Source organism: Desulfovibrio sp. 86 (assembly GCF_902702915.1).
Classification (GTDB): domain Bacteria; phylum Desulfobacterota; class Desulfovibrionia; order Desulfovibrionales; family Desulfovibrionaceae; genus Desulfovibrio.
In genome coordinates this window covers 296,536-316,712 of sequence record NZ_LR738849.1, presented here as the reverse complement: position 1 = coordinate 316,712, position 20,177 = coordinate 296,536, and the positions used below count along the sequence as shown (strand labels likewise).

Annotated in this window: 15 protein-coding genes and 1 tRNA gene; 6 read left to right on the top strand and 10 right to left on the bottom strand. The window is 56.5% G+C overall.

Translation table 11 applies throughout. The features are described 5' to 3' along the window. The first annotated feature begins 245 nt into the window (after positions 1–245). Positions 246–3,275, top strand: coding sequence for a glycosyltransferase (locus tag DESU86_RS01300; protein ID WP_179979394.1), 3,030 nt, complete (start codon positions 246–248; stop codon positions 3,273–3,275). Between the two features lie 156 nt (positions 3,276–3,431). Here the strand turns inward: DESU86_RS01300 and greA are convergent, their stop codons facing one another. After that, positions 3,432–3,920 (bottom strand): transcription elongation factor GreA, encoded by a 489-nt coding sequence (gene greA / locus DESU86_RS01295; protein ID WP_179979393.1) that lies wholly within the window; start codon positions 3,918–3,920, stop codon positions 3,432–3,434. 459 nt (positions 3,921–4,379) lie between these two features. Between greA and DESU86_RS01290 the strand changes: the two genes are divergently transcribed. Beyond that, positions 4,380–5,933, top strand: coding sequence for a lysylphosphatidylglycerol synthase domain-containing protein (locus tag DESU86_RS01290; protein ID WP_179979392.1), 1,554 nt, complete (start codon positions 4,380–4,382; stop codon positions 5,931–5,933). Between the two features lie 237 nt (positions 5,934–6,170). Here DESU86_RS01290 and DESU86_RS01285 read toward each other — a convergent pair whose 3' ends face one another. Next, on the bottom strand, positions 6,171–6,956 hold the full coding sequence (locus DESU86_RS01285) for a DeoR/GlpR family DNA-binding transcription regulator (protein WP_179979391.1): 786 nt from the start codon (positions 6,954–6,956) through the stop codon (positions 6,171–6,173). A gap of 309 nt (positions 6,957–7,265) precedes the next feature. Here DESU86_RS01285 and DESU86_RS01280 point away from each other — a divergent pair, with 309 nt between their 5' ends. The 3 genes from DESU86_RS01280 to pdxA are packed head-to-tail and all read left to right on the top strand — an operon-like array spanning position 7,266 to position 10,536. Then, positions 7,266–8,240 (top strand): 2-keto-3-deoxygluconate permease, encoded by a 975-nt coding sequence (locus DESU86_RS01280; protein WP_179979390.1) that lies wholly within the window; start codon positions 7,266–7,268, stop codon positions 8,238–8,240. 50 nt (positions 8,241–8,290) lie between these two features. After that, on the top strand, positions 8,291–9,550 hold the full coding sequence (locus DESU86_RS01275) for a four-carbon acid sugar kinase family protein (protein WP_179979389.1): 1,260 nt from the start codon (positions 8,291–8,293) through the stop codon (positions 9,548–9,550). Then, positions 9,547–10,536, top strand: coding sequence for a 4-hydroxythreonine-4-phosphate dehydrogenase PdxA (gene pdxA, locus DESU86_RS01270; RefSeq protein WP_197957524.1), 990 nt, complete (start codon positions 9,547–9,549; stop codon positions 10,534–10,536). The genes DESU86_RS01275 and pdxA overlap by 4 nt, the downstream gene beginning before the upstream one ends. Before the next feature lie 480 nt (positions 10,537–11,016). On the opposite strand, the gene DESU86_RS01265 is transcribed toward pdxA, so the two are convergent. The 8 genes from DESU86_RS01265 to DESU86_RS01230 all read right to left on the bottom strand — a co-directional run bounded on the left by DESU86_RS01265 (position 11,017) and on the right by DESU86_RS01230 (position 18,831). After that, positions 11,017–11,406, bottom strand: a complete 390-nt coding sequence (locus tag DESU86_RS01265) for a hypothetical protein (protein WP_179979387.1) — start codon at positions 11,404–11,406, stop codon at positions 11,017–11,019. A gap of 914 nt (positions 11,407–12,320) precedes the next feature. Continuing rightward, positions 12,321–13,007 (bottom strand): outer membrane protein, encoded by a 687-nt coding sequence (locus DESU86_RS01260; RefSeq protein ID WP_179979386.1) that lies wholly within the window; start codon positions 13,005–13,007, stop codon positions 12,321–12,323. 497 nt (positions 13,008–13,504) lie between these two features. Beyond that, positions 13,505–13,596: transfer RNA gene (locus tag DESU86_RS01255), tRNA-Ser, on the bottom strand. A gap of 299 nt (positions 13,597–13,895) precedes the next feature. After that, the gene (locus DESU86_RS01250) at positions 13,896–14,036 is read right to left on the bottom strand and encodes a hypothetical protein (RefSeq protein WP_179979385.1); all 141 of its coding nucleotides are present in this window, start codon (positions 14,034–14,036) and stop codon (positions 13,896–13,898) included. An 11-nt stretch (positions 14,037–14,047) separates the two neighbouring features. Continuing rightward, positions 14,048–14,818, bottom strand: a complete 771-nt coding sequence (locus DESU86_RS01245; RefSeq protein ID WP_179979384.1) for an enoyl-ACP reductase FabI — start codon at positions 14,816–14,818, stop codon at positions 14,048–14,050. A 359-nt stretch (positions 14,819–15,177) separates the two neighbouring features. Continuing rightward, on the bottom strand, positions 15,178–16,059 hold the full coding sequence (locus DESU86_RS01240; RefSeq protein WP_179979383.1) for a phosphoribosylaminoimidazolesuccinocarboxamide synthase: 882 nt from the start codon (positions 16,057–16,059) through the stop codon (positions 15,178–15,180). A gap of 28 nt (positions 16,060–16,087) precedes the next feature. Next, positions 16,088–17,392 (bottom strand): histidinol dehydrogenase, encoded by a 1,305-nt coding sequence (gene hisD, locus DESU86_RS01235; protein ID WP_179979382.1) that lies wholly within the window; start codon positions 17,390–17,392, stop codon positions 16,088–16,090. A 305-nt stretch (positions 17,393–17,697) separates the two neighbouring features. Next, entirely contained in the window at positions 17,698–18,831 is a 1,134-nt protein-coding gene (locus DESU86_RS01230) for a hypothetical protein (protein ID WP_179979381.1), read from the bottom strand. A gap of 482 nt (positions 18,832–19,313) precedes the next feature. Between DESU86_RS01230 and grpE the strand changes: the two genes are divergently transcribed. Continuing rightward, positions 19,314–19,937, top strand: a complete 624-nt coding sequence (gene grpE, locus DESU86_RS01225) for a nucleotide exchange factor GrpE (protein WP_179979380.1) — start codon at positions 19,314–19,316, stop codon at positions 19,935–19,937. The last annotated feature ends 240 nt before the right edge of the window (positions 19,938–20,177 follow it).

Genomic DNA, 20,177 nt, shown 5'->3' with positions numbered 1-20,177 from the left:
GTTTGGCGGTGTTGCTTCGCTTCTTTTGAGACAATCGAGGACAGAAGAGTCCACTCCTGCTTCAAAAAAAGTTCGCGCCTTGCCAAATGAAATACCAGCGCGTTTCCAGAAGCTCTTTAATCAGTGCTTACGTAAACAAGTAGAGCAGAGTTGCGGCACAGGGTCAAGAAGGTCGGGCCGTTGCAAAGCCTTGTCTGGCGGCATGCCGCGTTGCGCCGCACCAAGCTCTGTTATAGGGTAGCGGCATGAGTACTGTGCGTGAAAACAGGCCGTGGCTGACCATTTTGCTCCAGGTATGCCCACCGTTTTCGCCCGAGGCATGCTGCGCTGCTCTTGAGGCGGCCGGTGCTGGCGGGCAGAACCTTGTGGCGCTTTGCCACGAAAGTGAGCGCGAGTGCGCCCTGGCAGCGGGGCGCGATTTGGTGCGCCGTGGAGCCTTGCACGCCTTTCGCTGCCACAGCCCACAGGTTGGTGAACATCTGCTGGAAGAAGCCAACCGGGCCGCACAGCAGGCGCGAACCCCCTATCTTCTGATTCTTTCGTCATCTGTGGTGCTTGCACCCGACAGCCTGCCGCCATTACTGCAAAGGCTGGATGCGGAGCCCGACCTTGCAGGGGTGAATCCCCTCTTCCTCTATGACCAAAAGGCTTTCAGCTTTTCTGTCGAGTCGAACCCGATTGTGTGCGATCAGCCGGGGCAGGGGGCGTGCATAGCCCATATGGGGTGCGTGGCCGACTATTTCGGTCAGTTGCAGTATCTTTATGAAGGGCTGCCCCTGGATCATGTCCTAGCCGGAAAGCGTCGCCGTTTTCAGGTGGGACATGCGGGGGCCCTGCTGCTGCGGCGCGAAGATTTTCTGACAGCCGGTGGGTTCAATGCCGCGCTGGACAACCTTGCCCACATGGATTTGTGCCTGAAACTGGCGGCCCCTGTTCCGGATAAACCCCTGCGGGCTTTCAGCAGCGAGCCTTCGTCGCGGGCTGTTCTCAGCGATGACCTTGACGCCTGGAAGACCTGTGGACTCTGGAACAGCCTTCTTCAGCGTGAGCGCCTGAGGGATGACTTGCTGCGTCCTGACCATGCAGACATGGCGCGGGCAGACGGGCTGGAATACATCTGTTCGCGCTGGCTGTGGGGCCAGGCATGGCCGTCCGCAGAAACAACGGACGAGCCCGCGCCGGATGGGGAAGGGGGCGGTCTGGCGGTCTGGCTGCGCTGGCGGCATGACCCGCAACCCCGCACCCTGCTGCCACTGCTTCACAGTATGCCGCCACGGCAGCGCGCCCTTGCCGTGCAGCTTTGCCGCGATCTTCCCTCCAGTCTGCCTTCCACCTTGTCCTGGTATATTTTTGCGGCCGAAAAGCTGCTGGCCTGCGGCAAAAAGGACGGCCTGCCCCTGCTTGCGGCCAGAGCGGCGGAGTGGCTGGTCCATGCAGAAGAGTTCCGGATTCATGACCTGCAACCGGGGCTCAAGTCCTTACGCGATGCAGGTATGTACGACATGGGGCTGGACAATTGTCCTGCCGCTTTTGACGCCTGGATTGAGTTGGAAGAGCGGGCAGAGTTATCAGAACGGGCAGAACAAGAAAGGTCGAAAGAATCGCGCCGGGCAATGGAAAATTTTGACCGTCTGGATATGGGAGGAACCTGGCCTTGCATTGCCGTGGTGATGCCTGTTTATAATCCTCGGCCAGAACACCTGCGTGCGGCTCTGGATTCGGTACTGGCTCAGGAATACCCGCACTGGCAGCTCTGCGTGGCCGACGATGCCTCAACGGTCAATGAAATTCCTGAAATACTGCGCGAGTATGCGGCGCAGGAAGGGCGCATGCGCCTGGCCTTGCGGGAGCAGAACGGACACATCTCCAGAGCGTCCAATACGGCTCTAGAGCTGGTGGACGCCCCCTGGACGGGATTTCTGGATCATGACGATCTGCTGCCTGCGCACGCGCTGCGGGAGGTTGCGGCTCGTGTGCGGCAAAACCCTGAACTGGTGCTGATCTATTCTGATGAAGACAAGGTGGACGCCAGAGGCGTACGGCGCACGCCCATTTTCAAGGCTGATTTTGACCCCTGGCTCTGTGCCGTATGGCATTTTTCTGTGTATGCCACAGAAAAGCTGCGTCAGGTCAACGGCCTGAGAGCGGGATTTGAAGGCTCGCAGGATTTTGACCTCAGTTTGCGGGTGGCTGAAAACCTGCGGCCGGAGCGCGTGGCCCATATTCCCCAGATTCTCTATCATTGGCGCGTTCACGCCCAGAGCGCCAGTGGTTCTTTGGGGGCCAAGCCCTATGTTCTTGAGGCCACACGACGCGCTCTTGATGAAAGTGCTTGCCGAAGAGGACTGCGGGCTACGGCGGCGCCCACTGCCCGCAATAATTTTTTTGTGCTGCACCACGAAGTAGACTCCCTTTTACGGTGCAGCGTGGTGCTTCTGGCTGCGGACGCCACGCCTGTACCAGCGCCCCTGTGGGATGATCTGCTACGGTTGTCGCGCCTGGTTTGCCTGGAGGTGCTCTGTCAGCCCCTGAACACAGCGGCAGCCGATGCTTTTAAACGTTCCCCCCCGCAGTCTTGCCTGAACGCGCGTCTTTTGCCCCCTCCGGGGAGGAGTGAGGACGGGAACTGGCATGCAGCCTGCAATGCGGCCGCCAGGGCTGCTTCAGGTCAGGTGTTGTTGTTTCTTGACGCGCGTCTGTTCCCTTTGCCGGGCAGCCAGCCCGAACAGCTTGCCGTTCTGGCGCTGCTGGAAAATGTGGGCGCTGTGGGCGGAACCCTGTGGCTCGGCAACCGCCTCTGGCACACCGGGCTTATGCCGGATGTCACAGGGCTGCCTTTTGCCCTGCACCGGGGGGCCGACAAAGAACTGCTTTCGTCCATCTGCTGGGGGCAGCTTTTGCTCACACGGCGTGCGCTGGCCGCGCCGGAGCAGGCCATGGCCGTGCGCCGCGACGTTTTTCTTGAGCATGGGGGGTATGATATTGCTATGGGGCCATGGGCCGGAGCCGATCTTGGCTTGCGGCTGGCCGCAGCGGGAACGCACAGCCTGAACTGCCCGTGGGGACAATGGCATGTTCCTCTGCAGCCTGGAAAGGCCCTGGAAAATGTGGTGAGTGCGGAAGGCGTTCTGGAACGGCAACGCACTACGCCCCAGACGCGGGAGAATTTTCTCGCGCGCTGGGGCGGGATTGTACGCGGGAGCGGCCTGCGTAATGCGCTGTTGCGCGCGGCCCCCGATCAGGGCTGGGCCCTGATGCTGAAAGGAAATTTCTAGGGAAGCAAAAAGCCACCTGGAAACGCGCAGTTATTTCGCTTGGCAAGGCGCGATCTTTTTTTGAAGCAGGAGTGGACTCTTCCGTCCTCGACTGTTTCAAAAAAAGTGAAGCAACGCCGCCAAACGGAATAAATCAGCGTTTCCCTAGCTCGATGGCTATTTGAGGGCCTTGCTGCCCTTAAAGGTGATGCCCGTGATTTCATAGGTGACGCGGCCGCGCGGAATTTCCACGGAAACTTCATCGCCCACTTCCCTGCTCAGCAGGGCTTGCCCCACAGGCGAAAGAAAAGAGATGGAGCCCCTGGTGGGGTCGGCTTCGTCGGGTCCCAGAATGGTGTAGGTCTTGGTTTCGCCGTTGTCCACGTCTTCCATTTCAACGGTTGCGCCAAAAATGACCTTGTCGCCACGAAGCGTATCAAGGTCAATGACCTGGTAGAGAGCCATGCGCGATTCAATGTACTTGATGCGCGCTTCGGCCATGCCCTGGCGCTCGCGCGCGGCGTCATAGCCGGCGTTTTCGCGCAGGTCGCCTTCTTCTCTGGCTTCCTTGATGGCCTGAATAATGGCCGGGCGCTCGCTCTTCAGGCGGGCCAGTTCGTCTTCCAGAGCCTTGTAGCCTTGTACGGAAATGGGGATGCTAGTCATGTTGAACCTCACAACGCAAAAAAAGCGCCGCTGCCCAGGCAGCGGAGCATGCGTTATCCAAAAAATGTTTTTTACGAGTAAAATCTGGCTGCCCGGCAAAACCCAGCTGTGCCCGCAGGAGCGTCTAGAGCGCTTGAGCTGCCGCCCTGAGGCAAAATATCTGGCCTTGCGACAATCTCGCGGCGTGAATTTTGCCGGAAAATACACGCCGAGCAGCTATCGTATCTAGCGAAACCACTCTGGCCAAGGCGGGAGGAGAGTAAAACCCCTTACCCGGCTTCTATATTACCCTCTGCTCAGATTTCGGTCAAGCCCTGCGAAAAAATTCCAGCCCTGTAAGTAAGATAACGATGTTAATGGTATGCAGTTGACACTTGCGCGGTGCTGGCACAGCGTATATGCTTAGAAAATGTTTTCAGAACGCTCCGGCCATCAGCCGCATTTATGCAATAGCAGGTTATGAAAAAATACTTACGATATATCGGGCCGTTATTGATCTCCGCCATTTTTCTGCTGGCGGTATATCTTTTGTATCACAAGCTCAAAAGTTATAGCGTCGTCCAGATCCGTGAAAGTCTCAACCAGATATCCAGCGGCCGCATTGCCTTGTCGCTTGCGCTGATGGTGGTAAACTACATAATTCTGGTGGGATATGACTGGCTGGCCCTCAAGGCCATCCACAAAAGTCTGCCCCTGCCGCGCGTGGGCCTTGTGTCCTTTGTGGGACAGGCCGTGAGCTACAACTTTGGCGCCCTGTTGGGCGGCACCAGCGTGCGCTACCGGTTTTATTCGGCTTGGGGTTTTTCACTGTCGGATATTGTGCGCCTTGTGCTCATGCTGGCCGTGACATTCTGGGTAGGGGCGCTGGGGCTGTGCGGCGTCATCTTTATGGTCGCGCCCCCCATTATCCCTGATGAACTGCTGCTCAGGATGCCGCTGAAAGACGTGCGCATCCTGGGCGTGATTCTTTTTGCCATTGCCTGCTCCTATCTGGCCCTCTGTTTCTTCATCCGCAAGCCTGTGCATTTTTTCGGCAAGGAATTCGTCTTCCCGCCGCCGCGCATAGCCATTGCGCAGGCGCTGGTGGCCGGCGTCGATATTGTGGCCGCGGCCGCCTGCATGTACGTGCTTTTGCCCAGCGATATGGGCATAAGCTTTATAGACTTTTTGCCAAGTTATCTCATGGCTCAGGTGGCTGTGGTGCTGACGCACATTCCTGGCGGGGTGGGCGTTTTTGAGCTGGTTATCCTGCACCTTACCCACACGTCGCACGAGCAGATGGTTTTTGCCGCCGTGCTGCTGTTCCGGCTCATCTATTTCATCATTCCCCTGCTGGCAGCGGCCCTGCTGCTGGCTGTCTACGAAGTGCGCCAGCGGCGCGACATGCTGCGCAGCACGGGGCGCTGGCTTTCGCTGCTTTCGCACACCATTTCGTCCTATATGTGTTTTTCGGCAGGTGTTATTCTGCTCATATCGTCCACATTGCCCCTGGGGCGTCATGCCCTTGCCATGCTGCATATGATGGGGCCCTATCATGTGACGACCATAGGGCATTTTGTCAGTTGTCTGTCGGGCGCGGCTCTGCTGTTCGTCTCCTACGGTCTGGAGCGCAGACAGGCGCGCGCTTTTCGCATGGCAGTCGCCTTTTTGTGCCTGGGCATTGTGGGCGCGCTGCTCAACGGTTTTTCCTGGCTGACGGCGGCAATGGTGTGCGTGGTGCTGCTGGCCCTGTGCATGGCCAAGAGGCGCTTTTACAGGACGTCCTTTTTCTGGCAGGAGCCCATCCCCCTGTTCTGGCTGGGAGGCGCGTTTGCCGTACTTGTATTGGTTGGCGCTCTGGGGTGGACCTTATACCATACGGCATGGAGCCATTCCGCCAACTGGTGGGCCAATGCCGCTCCCAATGCCACGCGCAACACCTATGCCTTTATCGGCATTGCAGTGGGGCTGGCGCTTTCATGGATGTGGCGCTCGGCTTTGCGCGCCCGCGCGCGCAGGCATAAAAAAGCTTGATGAGCAGGCGTTCTGGCTAGAGCATTTTAACTTTGAAAAAGTGTAAATGCTCTAACGCTGTACGAAAGTACAGCGCGCCACAATGTGGCGTGGATTCAGCCGAAAATCGCATTTCTCGGCTGAATGAAAACTTTGAAATGTGAAACATTTCAAAGTTAATCTGCTCTAGAGTGACGCAAAAAAGGCCCGTGGCTGTCGCCACGGGCCTTTTGTTATGCGATGGGGGTCGCTGGCGCGTCATTCTTCCCTGGCGTCGCCATCAGCGCCGGAAGCTTTGACGCAGAGCAGCCTTGCCCCAGCCTGTACAAAGGGCAGGCAAAGATTTTCATCCGCGTCGGTGACAAGGGTCCAGGTCAGCGGCAGTTGCGCCCAGACCGGCTGTGAAGCGCCGCCCAGTTTGGAGGCGTCAACCAGTACGAACGTTTCCTTGGCCTGGCGCATCATGAGAAGCTTGAGCGATATTTGCTCCATCGTGGCTTCGCACAGGCCACGGTCGGCGACGAGGCCGTTGCCGCTGGTAAACGCCCTGTCGGCCGTAAGGCAGCGCAGGGCGTCTTCGGCGAAAGGCCCGTACGCGCTCATGCTGATTGGCCGGATGGAGCCGCCCAGAAAGATGGTTTTTATATTGGGCGCATCCGCAAGGATGGCGGTGAGCTTAATATTATTCGTGATGACGGTAAGCTCTTTGTCATACAGAAAACGGGCCATGGAGGTGACGGTGGAGCCGCCGTCAAGGATGATGGTTTCTCCGTCCCCGACCTGTGCCGCCGCTGCCTGGGCTATGGCCTGCTTGGCAGCACGGTGCTGCCATTCGCGCACGGGATAGTTTTCTTCCTGAATACAGGGCGCAAGCATAGCGCCGCCATAGGTGCGGGCCACGGCTTTTTCTTTGGAGAGTCTTTGCAAATCGCGCCGTACAGTGGAAAAAGAAACTCCAAATTTTTCAGCCAATAATTTTATGTCGTTGGCTCCGCTCGCGATGGCTTCGAGCATGGCCATACGCCGTTCTCTGCTGCGCCGCATGGGTATCCTTCCTGTACGTAATCAGCAAGTATATACCTTGAAGTGGGAATAAATGTAAGGCTTCTTGCTGTAAATAATATGCGCAAATTGCGCAAAAAAAATAGAAAAAAACAGAGTATCCTTGAAAAAATAAAAATTCTTGCGCATTTTGCTCAATCTGCTATGAATCCCTGAGGGTACCTGAAAACGGCGTATTTTGCGTTTTCTACATGTTCTGTCTGGTTTTCTGTGTCATTTTATTGCGCAAATCAATCATTTTTATCTTTCCCCGATATGAGGAATGCGGTTACGCAGCTGGAGGGTTCAGTCATGCAGATCAAAAAGACTATGGAACGGGTTCCTGGCGGGCTTATGGTCATTCCGCTGTTGCTTGGCGCGCTTTGCAATACCTTTTTCCCCAATACGCCAAAAATATTCGGTTCTTTCACTGGCGGTCTTTTTACAGGGGCCACAAGCATTCTGGCCGTTTACTATGTCTGCATGGGTGCGACCATCAGTTTTAAAACTACCCCTTACATCATCAAGAAGGGGGGAGTTCTCTTTATGGCCAAGGTGGGCATGGCCGCCATCATCGGCATTATCGCCGGACAGTTTCTTGGCGAGGCCCCGGTGGAAGAAGGCTTTTTTGCCGGCATTTCCACCCTGGCCATAGTGGCCGCCCTTAACGACACCAACGGCGGGCTGTATATGGCCCTCATGGGCCAATACGGCAGACCCAGGGATGTTGCCGCGTACTCCATCATGTGTCTTGAGTCCGGACCTTTTCTTACCATGGTGACGCTGGGCGTGGCCGGTCTTTCGGCCTTTCCCTGGCAAATGATGGTTGGCGCCATCTTCCCTCTGATTCTGGGCATGATTCTTGGCAATCTTGACAAGGATATGAGAGATTTTCTCAAGGCCGCTCCTGCGGTGCTCATCCCGTTTTTCGCCTTTGCGCTCGGTACCGGGCTTGATCTTTCCAAAGTCTGGAATGCGGGATTGCTTGGCGTTGGGCTTGGTTTTTGTGTCGTGATCGTCACTGGCGTGGTTCTTTTTGTCGGTGACCGCCTGACCGGAGGCACGGGTGTTGCCGGTCTGGCCGCATCCTCAACCGCTGGCAACGCCGCCGCCGTACCTATGATCATTGCCCAGGCCAATCCCGTCTATGCGCCTGCCGCGCAGCAGGCGACAGTGCTTGTGGCAGCCTGCGTGGTGGTCACGGCCATTCTCACCCCCCTTCTCACGGCATGGGGAGCCAAGACTTTTGGCGCGCCCAAGGATCTGCCGGATGAAAATGAGGCCTAGGCAGTGTCGTCACGGGCGCATTCGTCGCAGGTTTGTAACAGGGGGACGCTATGAATCCATCTTGGCTTATTGTCGCGGATGATCTTACGGGTGCGGCAGACTGCGCCATCGCCTTTGCCAAAAGCGGCATGCCCGCTTCGGTGATTTTTGAAGGCGGCGAGGCTGCGGACGTGCCCGGCGGAGTCGTGGCCGTGGATGTGGCAAGCCGGGCCCTTTCGGCCGCGCAGGCGGAAAAGGCCCATATTTGCCTGCTGGAACAGCGGTTTGCCCGGCCCATGCGGCTTTACAAAAAACTTGATTCCCTCATGCGCGGACAGCCCATGGCGGAAACCGCAGCCACCATTGAAGTGCTGCGCAAGCTCGGCGGCCCTTCTTTTTTGATTATGGCTCCCGCCTTTCCGGCCACTGGCAGAACGACGGTCAATGGCTGCGTGCTGGTCAACGGCGAACCCCTTGAAGCCACTGAGGTTTGGGCAAGGGATCACAGCTATCCCAGCGGCAATCTGGTGGAAAACCTTGGAGCGGTCGGCGTAAAAACGTACGGCATCACCCTGGATGTGGTGCGGAGCGGCGCTGACAAGGTTATGGCTCTGGTGCGCGACTGCATGGATAAAGGCTTTGACGGCGTTGTGTGTGATGCTGAAACGCCCGATGACCTTGCAATCATTGCCGAGGCTACCTATCCTTTGGCGGATGGGGTTTTCTTCGCGGGAACCGGGGGCCTCGCCGTGCCGCTGGCGCGCATGTCCGCTCCGGGTCGGGGTGGCGTGACCATTTCCGTTCCGGCAACGGATCGCGGTATCCTTATGGTGGTGGGCAGTCTGGTAAAGGTTTCGCGCCAGGCCTTGCGGTTTGTGCTGGATACGAAACCTGCGCTCCACGTGCCCTTTACGCCCGCCGAACTGACTGCCGCCAGTGACGCGGCACTGGAAGAGCGCGGGCAGGAAATCAGGGAGGCGCTGCTTGCAGGACGTGACGTTGTGGCGGAAATTGTCGAGGTTGACGATCCTGACCTCTCCAAAGGCGGCGGTCTCGCCAGCCGTCTGGCCGCAGCGCTGCATGGCGTTCTTGAGGCTTCAGGCGGCCTTGTGGCCACCGGAGGCGAAACGGCCGCCATGCTTATGGCCCGTGCCGGCATTCACGGCATACAGCTTGTGACCGAGGTTGAAAGCGGCGTGCCCGTGGGGCTGACCTTGGGCAGGCATGCCTTGCCCGTTATCACCAAGGCCGGTTCGTTCGGTTCCGAGCATACTCTGGCCAGATGCCTGGAATATATACGCGCTGCAAATTACAAAGGAGAACTGGCTTGAATCTTCCAATTGTGGCCATTACCATGGGCGACGCCTCCGGTATAGGGCCTGAAATCATAGTCAAGGCCATGACCCGGCCCGAGATGGCCGCATGGGCCAGGATACTTGTGGTTGGCGACGCGGAACGACTGCGTGAAGCTGCGGAAATCACGGGCAGCGCGGTTACTGTCAATGCGCTTGCCGACCCGGATGCCGCCCGGTATGTCGCTGGCGTCATTGATTGTATCGATGTGCCGATTATTCCCAAGGGGCATCCTTTCGGCGTGGTTTCGCCCATATCCGGCGAAGGAGCCTACCAGTTCATCAAGAAGGCGGTGGAACTTGTGCAGGCGGGCAAGGCCCAGGCCATCTGCACCGCCCCCCTGAACAAGGAAGCCCTGCACGCGGCAGGGCGCATGTTTCCCGGGCACACGGAAATGCTGGCGCATCTTACGGGCACGCCCGAAGTCTCAATGATGCTCATGACGCCCACTCTGCGGGTTGTGCATGTGACCACCCATCTGGGGCTCATTGACGCCATCAACAAGATAGAGCCCGCCCTTGTGGAGCGTACCATAGCAAGAGCGCACGATACGCTTGTGCGTGCGGGCATCGCCAATCCGCGTATCGCGGTCTGCGCCATCAATCCCCATGCCGGAGAAAACGGCCTGTTTGGCAGTGGAGAAGAAGAAACAAAGATTCTTCCCGCTGTGAAGGCCACGCAGGCCAAGGGGTGGGATGTGGAAGGCCCGCTGCCGGCGGATACGCTTTTCTTCCGTGCCGGAAGAGGCGACTTTGACGTTGTCATAGCCATGTACCACGATCAGGGCCACGGGCCCATCAAGGTGATGGGCATTGCCGATGGCGTGAACATCACCATCGGCCTTCCCGTGATCCGGACTTCTGTGGATCACGGAACAGCCTTTGACATAGCCGGAAAGGGCATAGCCAGTGAAGACAGCCTCATTGAGGCAGTGCGTCAGGCGGCCTTGCTGAGCGCCCGGTAAAAGCCGCCATCCGCCATGACGGCAGGCGAAAAAACACCCTGATTTCGGCGCTGGCCGGAATCGGGGTGTTTTTGTATGGAGGCCTATTTTGCCGCAGGCAAATCACGGGCAGACTGACGTTAACACTTTTTCAGCCCGTATGAAGTGCCTGCAAAGAGCGCTCAAGCCCGTAACGCCACGGGGGGGGACACTCTGGCGGAGTACGCTGGCGGCTAATGCTGGCTGGTGATGCTGGCGGGCTGCATCGGATTCGCATGCGCTGCCCGGTTTCCCGCACGACTGCCAGAACCGCTGAAAAAACATCCTGCAGGGCAGAAAGAAGCTGCCGTTTTGGAATGCCGTGTAAGCATTGGCATGTTTTCAGCGGAAACCGTCCTGGCTGCGCGGGCCTCAGGAGTATCCTGCATGTCCGCGCATTGGGGACGTTCCATTATTTTTGAGCAGGAAGCCAGGAGGCGACGTCAGTTACATGCAAGACGCCTACACAGGTCGGATGCCTTCATCGGCCGTAATGCCAAGCTTTTTGTTGCATGCGGGGTCAAAGACAAAATGAACGGGCTTGTCCCATGTCTGATCGCAATAGAGGTACAGCGCTTTGACGAAAAGCTTGTCGGCCCCGCAACGGGCTTCCACCCATTGCCCACACGTAAAGAGCGTTGTTTCATCAGCCGGGGGAACAAAGTCGTCCGTTGTGCCCAGAAGGTGGCTGGTGGCGTCATTGTACGGAAGAATGTTTCCCTCGGTCCAAAGCGCGCGCCTGTCCAACGTTACATGACCGTTGCGTTCGGCATGCGAATAAAATGTTGCTGTCCATGGTTCGGTCTTGGCAGGGCGTACCAGAACCTTGTTGAAAGGCTTCAGCTTCATCATACTGCCCTTTGTCAAAAGAGTGTCTGTGGGGCAATCCATTGCGTATGCAACGCAAGAGTGGACTACCGTAAGGAATGCACATGCACGACGGTTTCGACAGACCCGATTGAACGCATAACGGCGCAGTGCCTGCGCTTCGCCTTCACGGTGAATACCTTTACGAACATCTTTCACGCAGTGGCCAGAGCCGTTTTACGGTGGGGTTGCTCAGGTGCGCGAAGAATCGGCCCGTTTATGGGCAGTCCCATCAAAAACAGTAGCCAATTATGCGCAGCTTCATCAGAAGCCCTGCCCATGTTCACGCAAAAAAGCTGGTTAACAACCGCCTTCTCGCAAGGGCTTGGCTGTGGCTGCGACTGTGATGCTTTCTATCAGGCTGCAAAAAAACATACAACTGATTAGCATTATTTATAAACAATTCGCAAATATGATGCGGATCCCGTAGCTCGCAGCGTGACAATTCCCATAACGGGGGCATGTCAAAGGGCTGCACGGATGCTCGTGATCCAGTTGCAGAAGTTCAGCCGAAGTTCGTAAGTCCTTCTGTCCAGCCGCGGCGTGCTGCAATGTAAGCTGTACGGTGCGTGTATGCGGCGCCTGTTTTTGGGGGAGGCAATAACGCCGGACATTGGTGGAGATGTCCACTGAAAATCTTGATGCTGCGGCAATACCCTCAACGGCTTTTTGCGCGTCGTCAGTGGTATTGATAAGGGTGTTTGTTCTGCGCGCTCCGCCAGGAGACATCTTTTTCATCAACACTGTATTCTAGTTGTATTATACCCTCATGGCTGTTTGCGGGCCGGGCAGTGGGGTAGTCCGTCTTACGTCAGTGAAGACAATATGTAAGGACTCGGAAACAAAAAGGCCGCCCATGGCTGGGCGGCCTTTCAGAGGATTGCCAGAGGATAAGTGGTTTAGAATGTGTAGCGGATGCCAAGGCTGAATTCGTTGGCATACGGCGCCATACCGACCTTAAATTTTTGACCGTCAACAGTCTTGTCGTTTTCATGGTAGTCAAGGCCCACAAAACGATAGGCCAGATCCGCAGACAGGTTGTCGGTGATGGCGTAGGCAACGCCCGCGCCAGCATTCCAGGCGAATACGGTGTTGGTTTCATTATAGCTGTCGCTAAGGCCAGGGGCATTCACTTCGTATTTACTCTGGATGAACCCCATACCAATCCCACCACCGATATAAGGCGTGAAGGCCGTGTCGTTGTGGAAATCCCAATACGCGTTCAGGAAAAGGGTTTGCAGGTTCCATTGCCCCTTTAGTGACGCAGCGCCAGCAGGGAGGGCGCCAATTACTTTGGAGTCCCAATCGGTTTCACTGTTGGTGCGGATGGCATATTCAATTTCCGCACGAACAGGGATCTGATGCATGGGGTAGAAGTCGTAGCCGGCAAAGACGCCGCCGCCGATGGTGTTTTGGGTGTAGTTGTCTACATCAAAAAACTTGGTGCCACCGCCTTTGGAAACATCGCCAGTGCTTTGGATTGAATCGATAAATTTCAGGCCAAGATAAAAACCGTTGTCCGCTGCAAAGGCTGAGAACGAAAGTGCAAGCGTCAGCACCACCGCCAAAAATAAGCGTTTTAACATTATTGCCTCCATTTTTTTACTGATTGGAGTTGTATAAATGGTTAAAATACCCCTCCAAGACTTATAAACCATATTGATAAAAAAATTTCAACCATCATATTGCATTGCTATGTTGCAAACATCTTTATGCTTTTGCGTATATGTGAAAATGCACGTGTACGCGTTAAAATTAAAAAACCGGCAGGATGTTTGCAGCCCCATCCGGTTTTGTGGCTTCTTTTTTTTGTCCTCTGCAAAGGCTGTTGTCTGTCATTGACAATATTGCTGGTAAGTTGACTACTGCCATCGGAGACAGGCCGTGCGCCGATCGAAACACAGATATGTGCGGCATGGCTTGCCCACTGAGAATTGGGGCATCCTACTGGATGGTTGAGTCTGTGATATTGAGGGTGGGTAGTATACACGTCCGTTTTTGAGGCTATCACACAAAAAATCCCTCATAATAAAGATCAGGGCCAAAAGAAAAAGGGCTACTGTTTCCAGTAGCCCTTGAAATATGGCGGAGAGGGAGAGATTCGAACTCTCGGTACGCTATTAACGTACACACGATTTCCAATCGTGCTCCTTAGACCAGCTCGGACACCTCTCCGCATGGCTTCGTCGTGCAAAGCCGAACCTGTATATGGCATATGCACAAAGAAGGCAAGAAAAAAATGTTAAAAATTATGGGCTACTGCCGTTCAACCCTATGTCAGCCGCCTAGGTTTTGTTCTCGGGCGGCTTTTTTCCGCTTTCAGGCATTTTTTCGCTTTCAGCCGTTTTCTCATCCCTCCGCCGGAGGGGTGGCGGGCGAAAGCCCATTCAGCAGAGGCCGCCGCCAGTCTTGGTCAGCATCCAGAACAGGCCCCCCACAATGGCCACAGTAAGCAGAATTTTTATAAGCATTGCTTACTCCTGCCCCGGAGTCTTGTTCTTTTTGCGCTCTTCATCAGCCCGTTTTTTTTCAATCTTGGCCGAACGGTAGAAAACCCACAGCGCCAGGGCAGACAGCAGCGTAATGGCTAAGGCGTTGAGCGTCAGGTTGCCCATAGTCTTTGTCCTCAGGCGGTCGCGCCCACCTTGCTGAAGCCGCTGTCCACATAAATGACCTGCCCCGTAACGGCATGGGCCAGGTCTGAAGCCAGAAAAGCCGCCACACCGCCGACATCGGCAGTAGTCACATTGCGGCGCAGGGGGGAGTTGCTCTCCACCATGTTGAAAATATCCTTGAGGCTGGACACGGCCGAAGCGGCCAGCGTCTTGATGGGCCCGGCGCTGATGGCATTGACGCGCACGCCCTTGGGGCCGAGATCATAGGCCAGATAGCGCACGGATGCCTCAAGAGCGGCCTTGGCGACGCCCATGACGTTGTAGCCGGGGATGACCTGGGTGGACCCGTGGTAGGTCATGCTGAGCACAGAGGCGTTTTCGGTAAGGAGCGGTTCAAAAGCGCGGCAAAGCCCGGTAAGGGAATAGGCCGAAACTTCGAGCGCAAGCTTGAAACCGTCACGCGACGTGTCCACAAAGCGGCCGCTGAGGTCTTCCCGGTTGGCAAAAGCCACGGAATGCACCAAAATGTCCAGATCTCCCCATTTTTCTTTTACAACGGCCGCAGCTTCGTTAATCTGCGCATCGTCGCACACGTCACACTGAAAGGTAAATTCGCCGCCCAGTTCTTCACTCAGAGGTTCCACGCGCTTTTTAATGGCGTCGCCCACATAGTTGAAAGCAAGGCGCGCACCCTGGGCTTTCAGGGCGGCGGCAATGCCGTAAGCGATGCTTCTATTGTTGGCCAGTCCCATTATAAGGGCTTTTTTTCCTTGCAGCAGCATGAGTCCTCCTAAGAGAATACAGTCCGGCCATGGCCGGCAATGGTTGTTTTTCACCGCCTGTCGTCAGTGACGGCGCGGCTGTAATAAAAATCTGTCGGAAGCGCCAGCGGCGTAATTGCCCGCTGCGCCCCCTGTGGGGACGACCTTGCCAGAGTGCCCATGGCAAACCGCTACGGCGGGCCTGAAGGGCCTGATACAACACAGGCACGCCTGAAGCGTGTCTGTGCAGGATCGTGTTACGGCAAGGGCCGACGTGTACTCCCGCTCTTTGCCTGCGCTCGATGCAATATGCAGATGCGTACAGGCAAAGGCCGGATCAGCCGTTGCGCCGCAACAAGGCGGCGCGTTGGCTGAAGGAATTATTTTGTAAGAATTTCGTAAGCTTCTTTGTACTTATTGGCAGTGGCCGTAATGACTTCTTCAGGCAGCGGCGGCGGAGGAGGCTGCATGTTCCAGGGCTGCTTTTTCAGCCAGTTGCGCAGGTACTGCTTGTCAAAACTGGGTTGCCCCTGCCCGGGCTTGTACTGGTCAGCGGGCCAGAAGCGCGAAGAGTCGGGCGTGAGCACTTCATCAATAAGGTGCAGCTTGCCGTCAATCATGCCGAATTCAAATTTGGTGTCAGCCACGATGATTCCACGGCCAGCGGCATACGCGCGGCCTGCCTCATAGATGGCCAACGACGTTTCTTCAACCTTGCGGGCCAGGTCTTCACCCATAAGCTGCGCAGCCTGGGCCACGCTGATGTTTTCGTCATGCTGCCCCAGTTCCGCCTTGGTGGAAGGCGTGAATATGGCGGGCTCCAGCTTGTCGGACTCGCGCAGGTTGGCAGGCAGGGCGTATCCGCACAGAGATCCGGTGGCCTGGTAATCCTTCCAGCCGGACCCGGTGATGTAGCCCCGCACAATGCACTCCACGGGCAACGGACTGGCTTTGCGCACCAGCACCGAACGGCCTTCAAGCTCGTCTTTCCACGGGGCCAGTTCCGCCGGGAAGCGGTTGACATCGCTTTCAAGCAGGTGGTTGGGGATGATGTGCTTGAACCTGTCCATCCAGAACAGGGTGATCTGATTCAGAATCACGCCCTTGTACGGGATGGGCTCGTTCATGATCACGTCAAAGGCCGACATGCGGTCTGTGGTGACGATGAGCAGGGTTTTTTCGTCCACGTTGTAGATGTCGCGAACCTTCCCGCGAGAGAGCAGGGGATAGGCGCTGATGTCTGTCTTGACAACAACTTTCATGAGGGCTCCTGATACTTTGTCAGCCTGATTATTTTTTGGCGCGTGCTTCCACGCTGCGGGCGTGCGCTTCAAGCCCTTCCATACGGGCGAGAGCGGCTATGGCCTGCATATTTTGTTGTATAAATGTCGATGATACGGCCACGATACTGGTCTTTTTGCAGAATGTCTGCACCGAAAGGGCCGAAGAAAAGCGTGCCGTGCCCAGGGTGGGCAGTACGTGGTTGGGCCCTGCAAAGTAGTCGCCCACGGCTTCGGGGCTGTGCTGCCCCATAAAGACGGCCCCTGCATGGCGGATATGCGGCAACACGCCCCAAGGGTCGCGCGTGCATATTTCCAGATGTTCTGGAGCCACCATATTTGCCACGGCCACGGCTACGCTCAGATTGGGCGTAACCACAATGGCTCCCCACTCTTCAAGCGACCGGGCGGCGGTGGTGGCTCTGGGCAGGGCCATGCACTGCTTGTCCAGTTCCTGCCGGATGCTTTCGGCCAGACGCGGGTCGTCAGTGACGCAGATGGCGGAGGCAAGGGCGTCGTGCTCTGCCTGCGAAAGCATGTCCGCCGCCACCCACGCGGGATTGGCGGAGGAGTCAGCCAAAATGAGAACTTCGCTCGGGCCTGCGATCATGTCGATGCCGACCATGCCCTGCACAAGGCGTTTGGCTGTGGTGACAAAAATATTGCCCGGTCCGGCAATGACGTCAACAGGCGCGATGCTTTCCGTGCCGTAGGCCATGGCCGCAATGGACCACGCCCCGCCCACGCGGTAGACTTCTTCAATATCCAGCAAATGGGCGGCGGCGAGAATGTGCGGGTTGACGCTGCCGTCTTTACGCGGCGGCGTACAGATGGCAAGGCGCGGAACCCCGGCCACCTGCGCGGGGATGGCGCACATGAGCAGGCTGGAGACAAGCGGCGTATTGCCGCCCTGTCCGCCGGGCACGTAAAGCCCAGCGGCGTCCATAGGCAGAACGTGCTGCCCGAGAATGCTGCCGTCAGGCCGTGTGGTGAACCATGATTTTTCCAGTTGGGCTTCGTGAAAAGCACGGATGTGGATGGCAGCCTGACTGATGACTTCCCTGTCTTCGGCAGGAACGGCAGCGGCGGCGCGCGCTATTTCCTGCTCGCTCACTCGAAGCGGCGGCGTGAAATCCGGGCAATCAAAGTTGCGGGTATATTCCACCAGCGCTTCATCGCCTTTTGCGCGTACTGCGGCGATAATGTCGCGTACGGCGCTTTCCACCCCGTCACCGGGGTTGTGACGTCCTTGCAGCCATTGGGCGAGCTTGGGCCATTCCTGCTCGCTATGCAGTGTCAATGTCCGGCATGTCATAGTATTTTCCTCACCTCAGTTGGGAGGAATATACAGAAGGGCCGGAGGAATGTCGAGGCTCCCCTGATCCTGCGCAGCAGCGGCAGAATGGGGTCGGTGGGCGAGTGAAAACGGGACAGGGGGTAGAGCATTTTACCTTTTGCATTGCTCTTATTGCGCTCTGGCGGCTGCGTGAGCAGACGTTCGCTACTGGGGCGTAAGCGCAGTTTATTGCGCGGCTAAACGCCGTAGTGAGCGTGCTTTAACCTGCAAGAATGTATGTTCTCAAAGGTAATCTGCTCTGGAGTGCGGGCTGGGACTGTCGGTTATCTGCTTATGGCTGAACCGGGTGTGGCGAATCGAGACATGCCCGTGGTGGTGATGTGGCCGCCATAATGACTGCCGTTGCCGAGCGGGGGGTCCGGCAGGGTGGCAAGGTAGTCAAGGGCCGGAAGGCATCGCTCACGCAAGCGGGCGGTGAGCTCCCCCCTGCGAGCGCGCTCGGCGGCCATATCCGCTTCTTTCCGCTTCTGGAAGTCCCGCAGCCAGGCTACGGCGCTGATGGTGGCCTCCGCTTGACCTTGAGCATCAAGCTTGAGTAATCCTTTGGTAAATTTTGCTACCTGACTAAACTGCTTTTCTGTGTTGCTCAATGGGGAATGTGGGGGCATGAGCACGTACCGGGCATACCCAAGCACATCGTCAAGGCTTACGGGGTTGACAGTGGGCAGGGGCCTGCCGACCAGCAAAAGCCCGTTGTCCGACTCTTCAAGGGCACGGCCTATCTGTGTGTACATATAGGCGTCTTTCAGGCGGGCCTGGGCATCTTCCGAGGTGAGTATCTCATAAGCGGCGTCGCCAAAGGCACGGGCATGCCCCTGGTTCATGGCAATGACGAGGTATTTGTGCGCCAGGGCCTGGTCAGGGGAATTGGGCAGGGCATAACCGCACTTTTCTCCTCCAAAGCGGTACCAGCGTGATATCTCATGCGCGGCAGGCGCATAGCCGGCATCGGCCGCCATAAGCAGCCATTGCAGGTTTGACCCAGTGTTCCAGCGGGTTGCGTAGGCGTGCATGGATTTGGGATCGCCAAGAAAGGCTCCCTTGGTAAAGGCGCTGCGTGTATGACCGATGCCTTCGTCATACAAAGCCAGTCGCGTGTAGACCCAGCCTGGCGAAGTAATCTGGGCAGCCCAGTCAAGCCAGAAGGCCGTGGAATGCATGAAGTCGGGAATGTCGGGATACGCAAGTGACAGGGAGGACGAAGTGCACTGTATTCGTATGATGAGGTCGGCCATGGCCACAGGATTGCCCTGCAGGGCTTCCTTGAGAACGAAAGGGTACTGTGCTTCCGCCCAGCAGCCCACATAGCGGGGTTTGGGCCTGTTGCTGCCTGGCGGCGAAACATACCAGTCCGGATCTTCAAGAACGGGCGCGGTTACCTGAAGCGGATGCGTCAAGATCTGTCCGCAGCATTTGGAGTTTTTGTCCAAACAAACGAGTTCGGGGAGAAATTGAATTCCAATTCTAGGTGCGAAGGCAGGCTCTTCAGCCTGGGCGGGTAGAGCGAACAGTAGAAGACAGAAAATGCAAATGGTGCGCCATGGCATAATATTAGCCTCCAGGCCAGAAGGAAGACAGATTTTGGAGTGCGCTAACTCAGAACATGTCGGCAATGAATTTCCAATAGTAACTAATAGCATGGCATGAAGCGGCATTGCGTAACTGAGGGGTGAAGTCAATCAGCAGGCATGGTAAAGAATTGGCATGAAGGTCGGTCGCGAATTTATTGATCTTTTAAATACGATATCATCTATCTATTAACTTATATTTTAAAATGTAAAAAGGTCAAGTGCCTTTACAGCCTTGACAGCCAAGGAGGGGGAACTTAGTTACATCAGATGAACGCGCCGCTGCTGGCGGGGCGACTTTGGGAGGAATCATGCAGGGTCACAAAATGCAGAAACCGTATGGAGAGACAGCACCGACAGAAGACCAGTTTTCTGAGGACTGCCTGAACGTTAACAATCCTGGCGAACTTCAGGATCTGGATGGCGTGGTGGAGCCTGTCTCGCTGGACGATATGCCTGAAGTCCATTTTGGCCAATCAGCTGAGCCTTCCGCCGCTGAAATAGAAGCGCGTTGCAAGGCTGAGCAGGAAGAAATGCGCCTGCGCATGGCCGCTGAAATGGACAATTATCAAAAGCGCCTCAAGCGGGAACATGAAGAACAGGTGCGCTACGCCTCTGAAAGCGTTTTGAGCGATCTGCTGCCGAGCCTTGATAATCTCGATCTGGCGTTGCAGTATGGCAGCACCAATGAGGTCTGCAAGGATATGATGCAGGGTATTGCCATGACGCGCAAGCTCCTGCTTGAAGCGACAGGCAAGCATGGCCTGTGCCCCATCGGCGAAGAAGGGCAAGAGTTCAACCCTGCCCTGCACGAAGCTGTGGGATTTGACGCGCGGCCCGACCTGGCCCCCGGATCTGTCACACGAGTGTTGCAGCGTGGGTATAAATTGGGCGACCGTTTGCTGCGCCCGGCAAAGGTTATGGTTAATCCCTGACCTCACTGAACTGCGCGCGGATTTTTTCGGGTGTAATCCCCGGTTTGCGCAGATTTTTTTGCAGGGCAGGCATGCCCGTTCAGATGCGGACAAACATAAAATGTGCCCGTCGGAGAGATATCCGACGGGCACATTTTTTATAAGGAAACGCGCAGTTATTCCGTTTGGCGGCGTTGCTTCACTTTTTTTGAAACAGTCGAGGACGGAAGAGTCCACTCCTGCTTCAAAAAAAGATCGCGC

Bases quoted from the DNA above. Each gene is read 5' to 3' on its own strand.
- DESU86_RS01300 (WP_179979394.1), top strand. From the start codon at position 246: ATGAGTACTGTGCGTGAAAACAGGCCGTGGCTGACCATTTTGCTCCAG.
- greA (WP_179979393.1), bottom strand. From the start codon at position 3,920: ATGACTAGCATCCCCATTTCCGTACAAGGCTACAAGGCTCTGGAAGAC.
- DESU86_RS01290 (WP_179979392.1), top strand. From the start codon at position 4,380: ATGAAAAAATACTTACGATATATCGGGCCGTTATTGATCTCCGCCATT.
- DESU86_RS01285 (WP_179979391.1), bottom strand. From the start codon at position 6,956: ATGCGGCGCAGCAGAGAACGGCGTATGGCCATGCTCGAAGCCATCGCG.
- DESU86_RS01280 (WP_179979390.1), top strand. From the start codon at position 7,266: ATGCAGATCAAAAAGACTATGGAACGGGTTCCTGGCGGGCTTATGGTC.
- DESU86_RS01275 (WP_179979389.1), top strand. From the start codon at position 8,291: ATGAATCCATCTTGGCTTATTGTCGCGGATGATCTTACGGGTGCGGCA.
- DESU86_RS01265 (WP_179979387.1), bottom strand. From the start codon at position 11,406: ATGATGAAGCTGAAGCCTTTCAACAAGGTTCTGGTACGCCCTGCCAAG.
- DESU86_RS01260 (WP_179979386.1), bottom strand. From the start codon at position 13,007: ATGTTAAAACGCTTATTTTTGGCGGTGGTGCTGACGCTTGCACTTTCG.
- DESU86_RS01250 (WP_179979385.1), bottom strand. From the start codon at position 14,036: ATGGGCAACCTGACGCTCAACGCCTTAGCCATTACGCTGCTGTCTGCC.
- DESU86_RS01245 (WP_179979384.1), bottom strand. From the start codon at position 14,818: ATGCTGCTGCAAGGAAAAAAAGCCCTTATAATGGGACTGGCCAACAAT.
- DESU86_RS01240 (WP_179979383.1), bottom strand. From the start codon at position 16,059: ATGAAAGTTGTTGTCAAGACAGACATCAGCGCCTATCCCCTGCTCTCT.
- hisD (WP_179979382.1), bottom strand. From the start codon at position 17,392: ATGACATGCCGGACATTGACACTGCATAGCGAGCAGGAATGGCCCAAG.
- grpE (WP_179979380.1), top strand. From the start codon at position 19,314: ATGCAGGGTCACAAAATGCAGAAACCGTATGGAGAGACAGCACCGACA.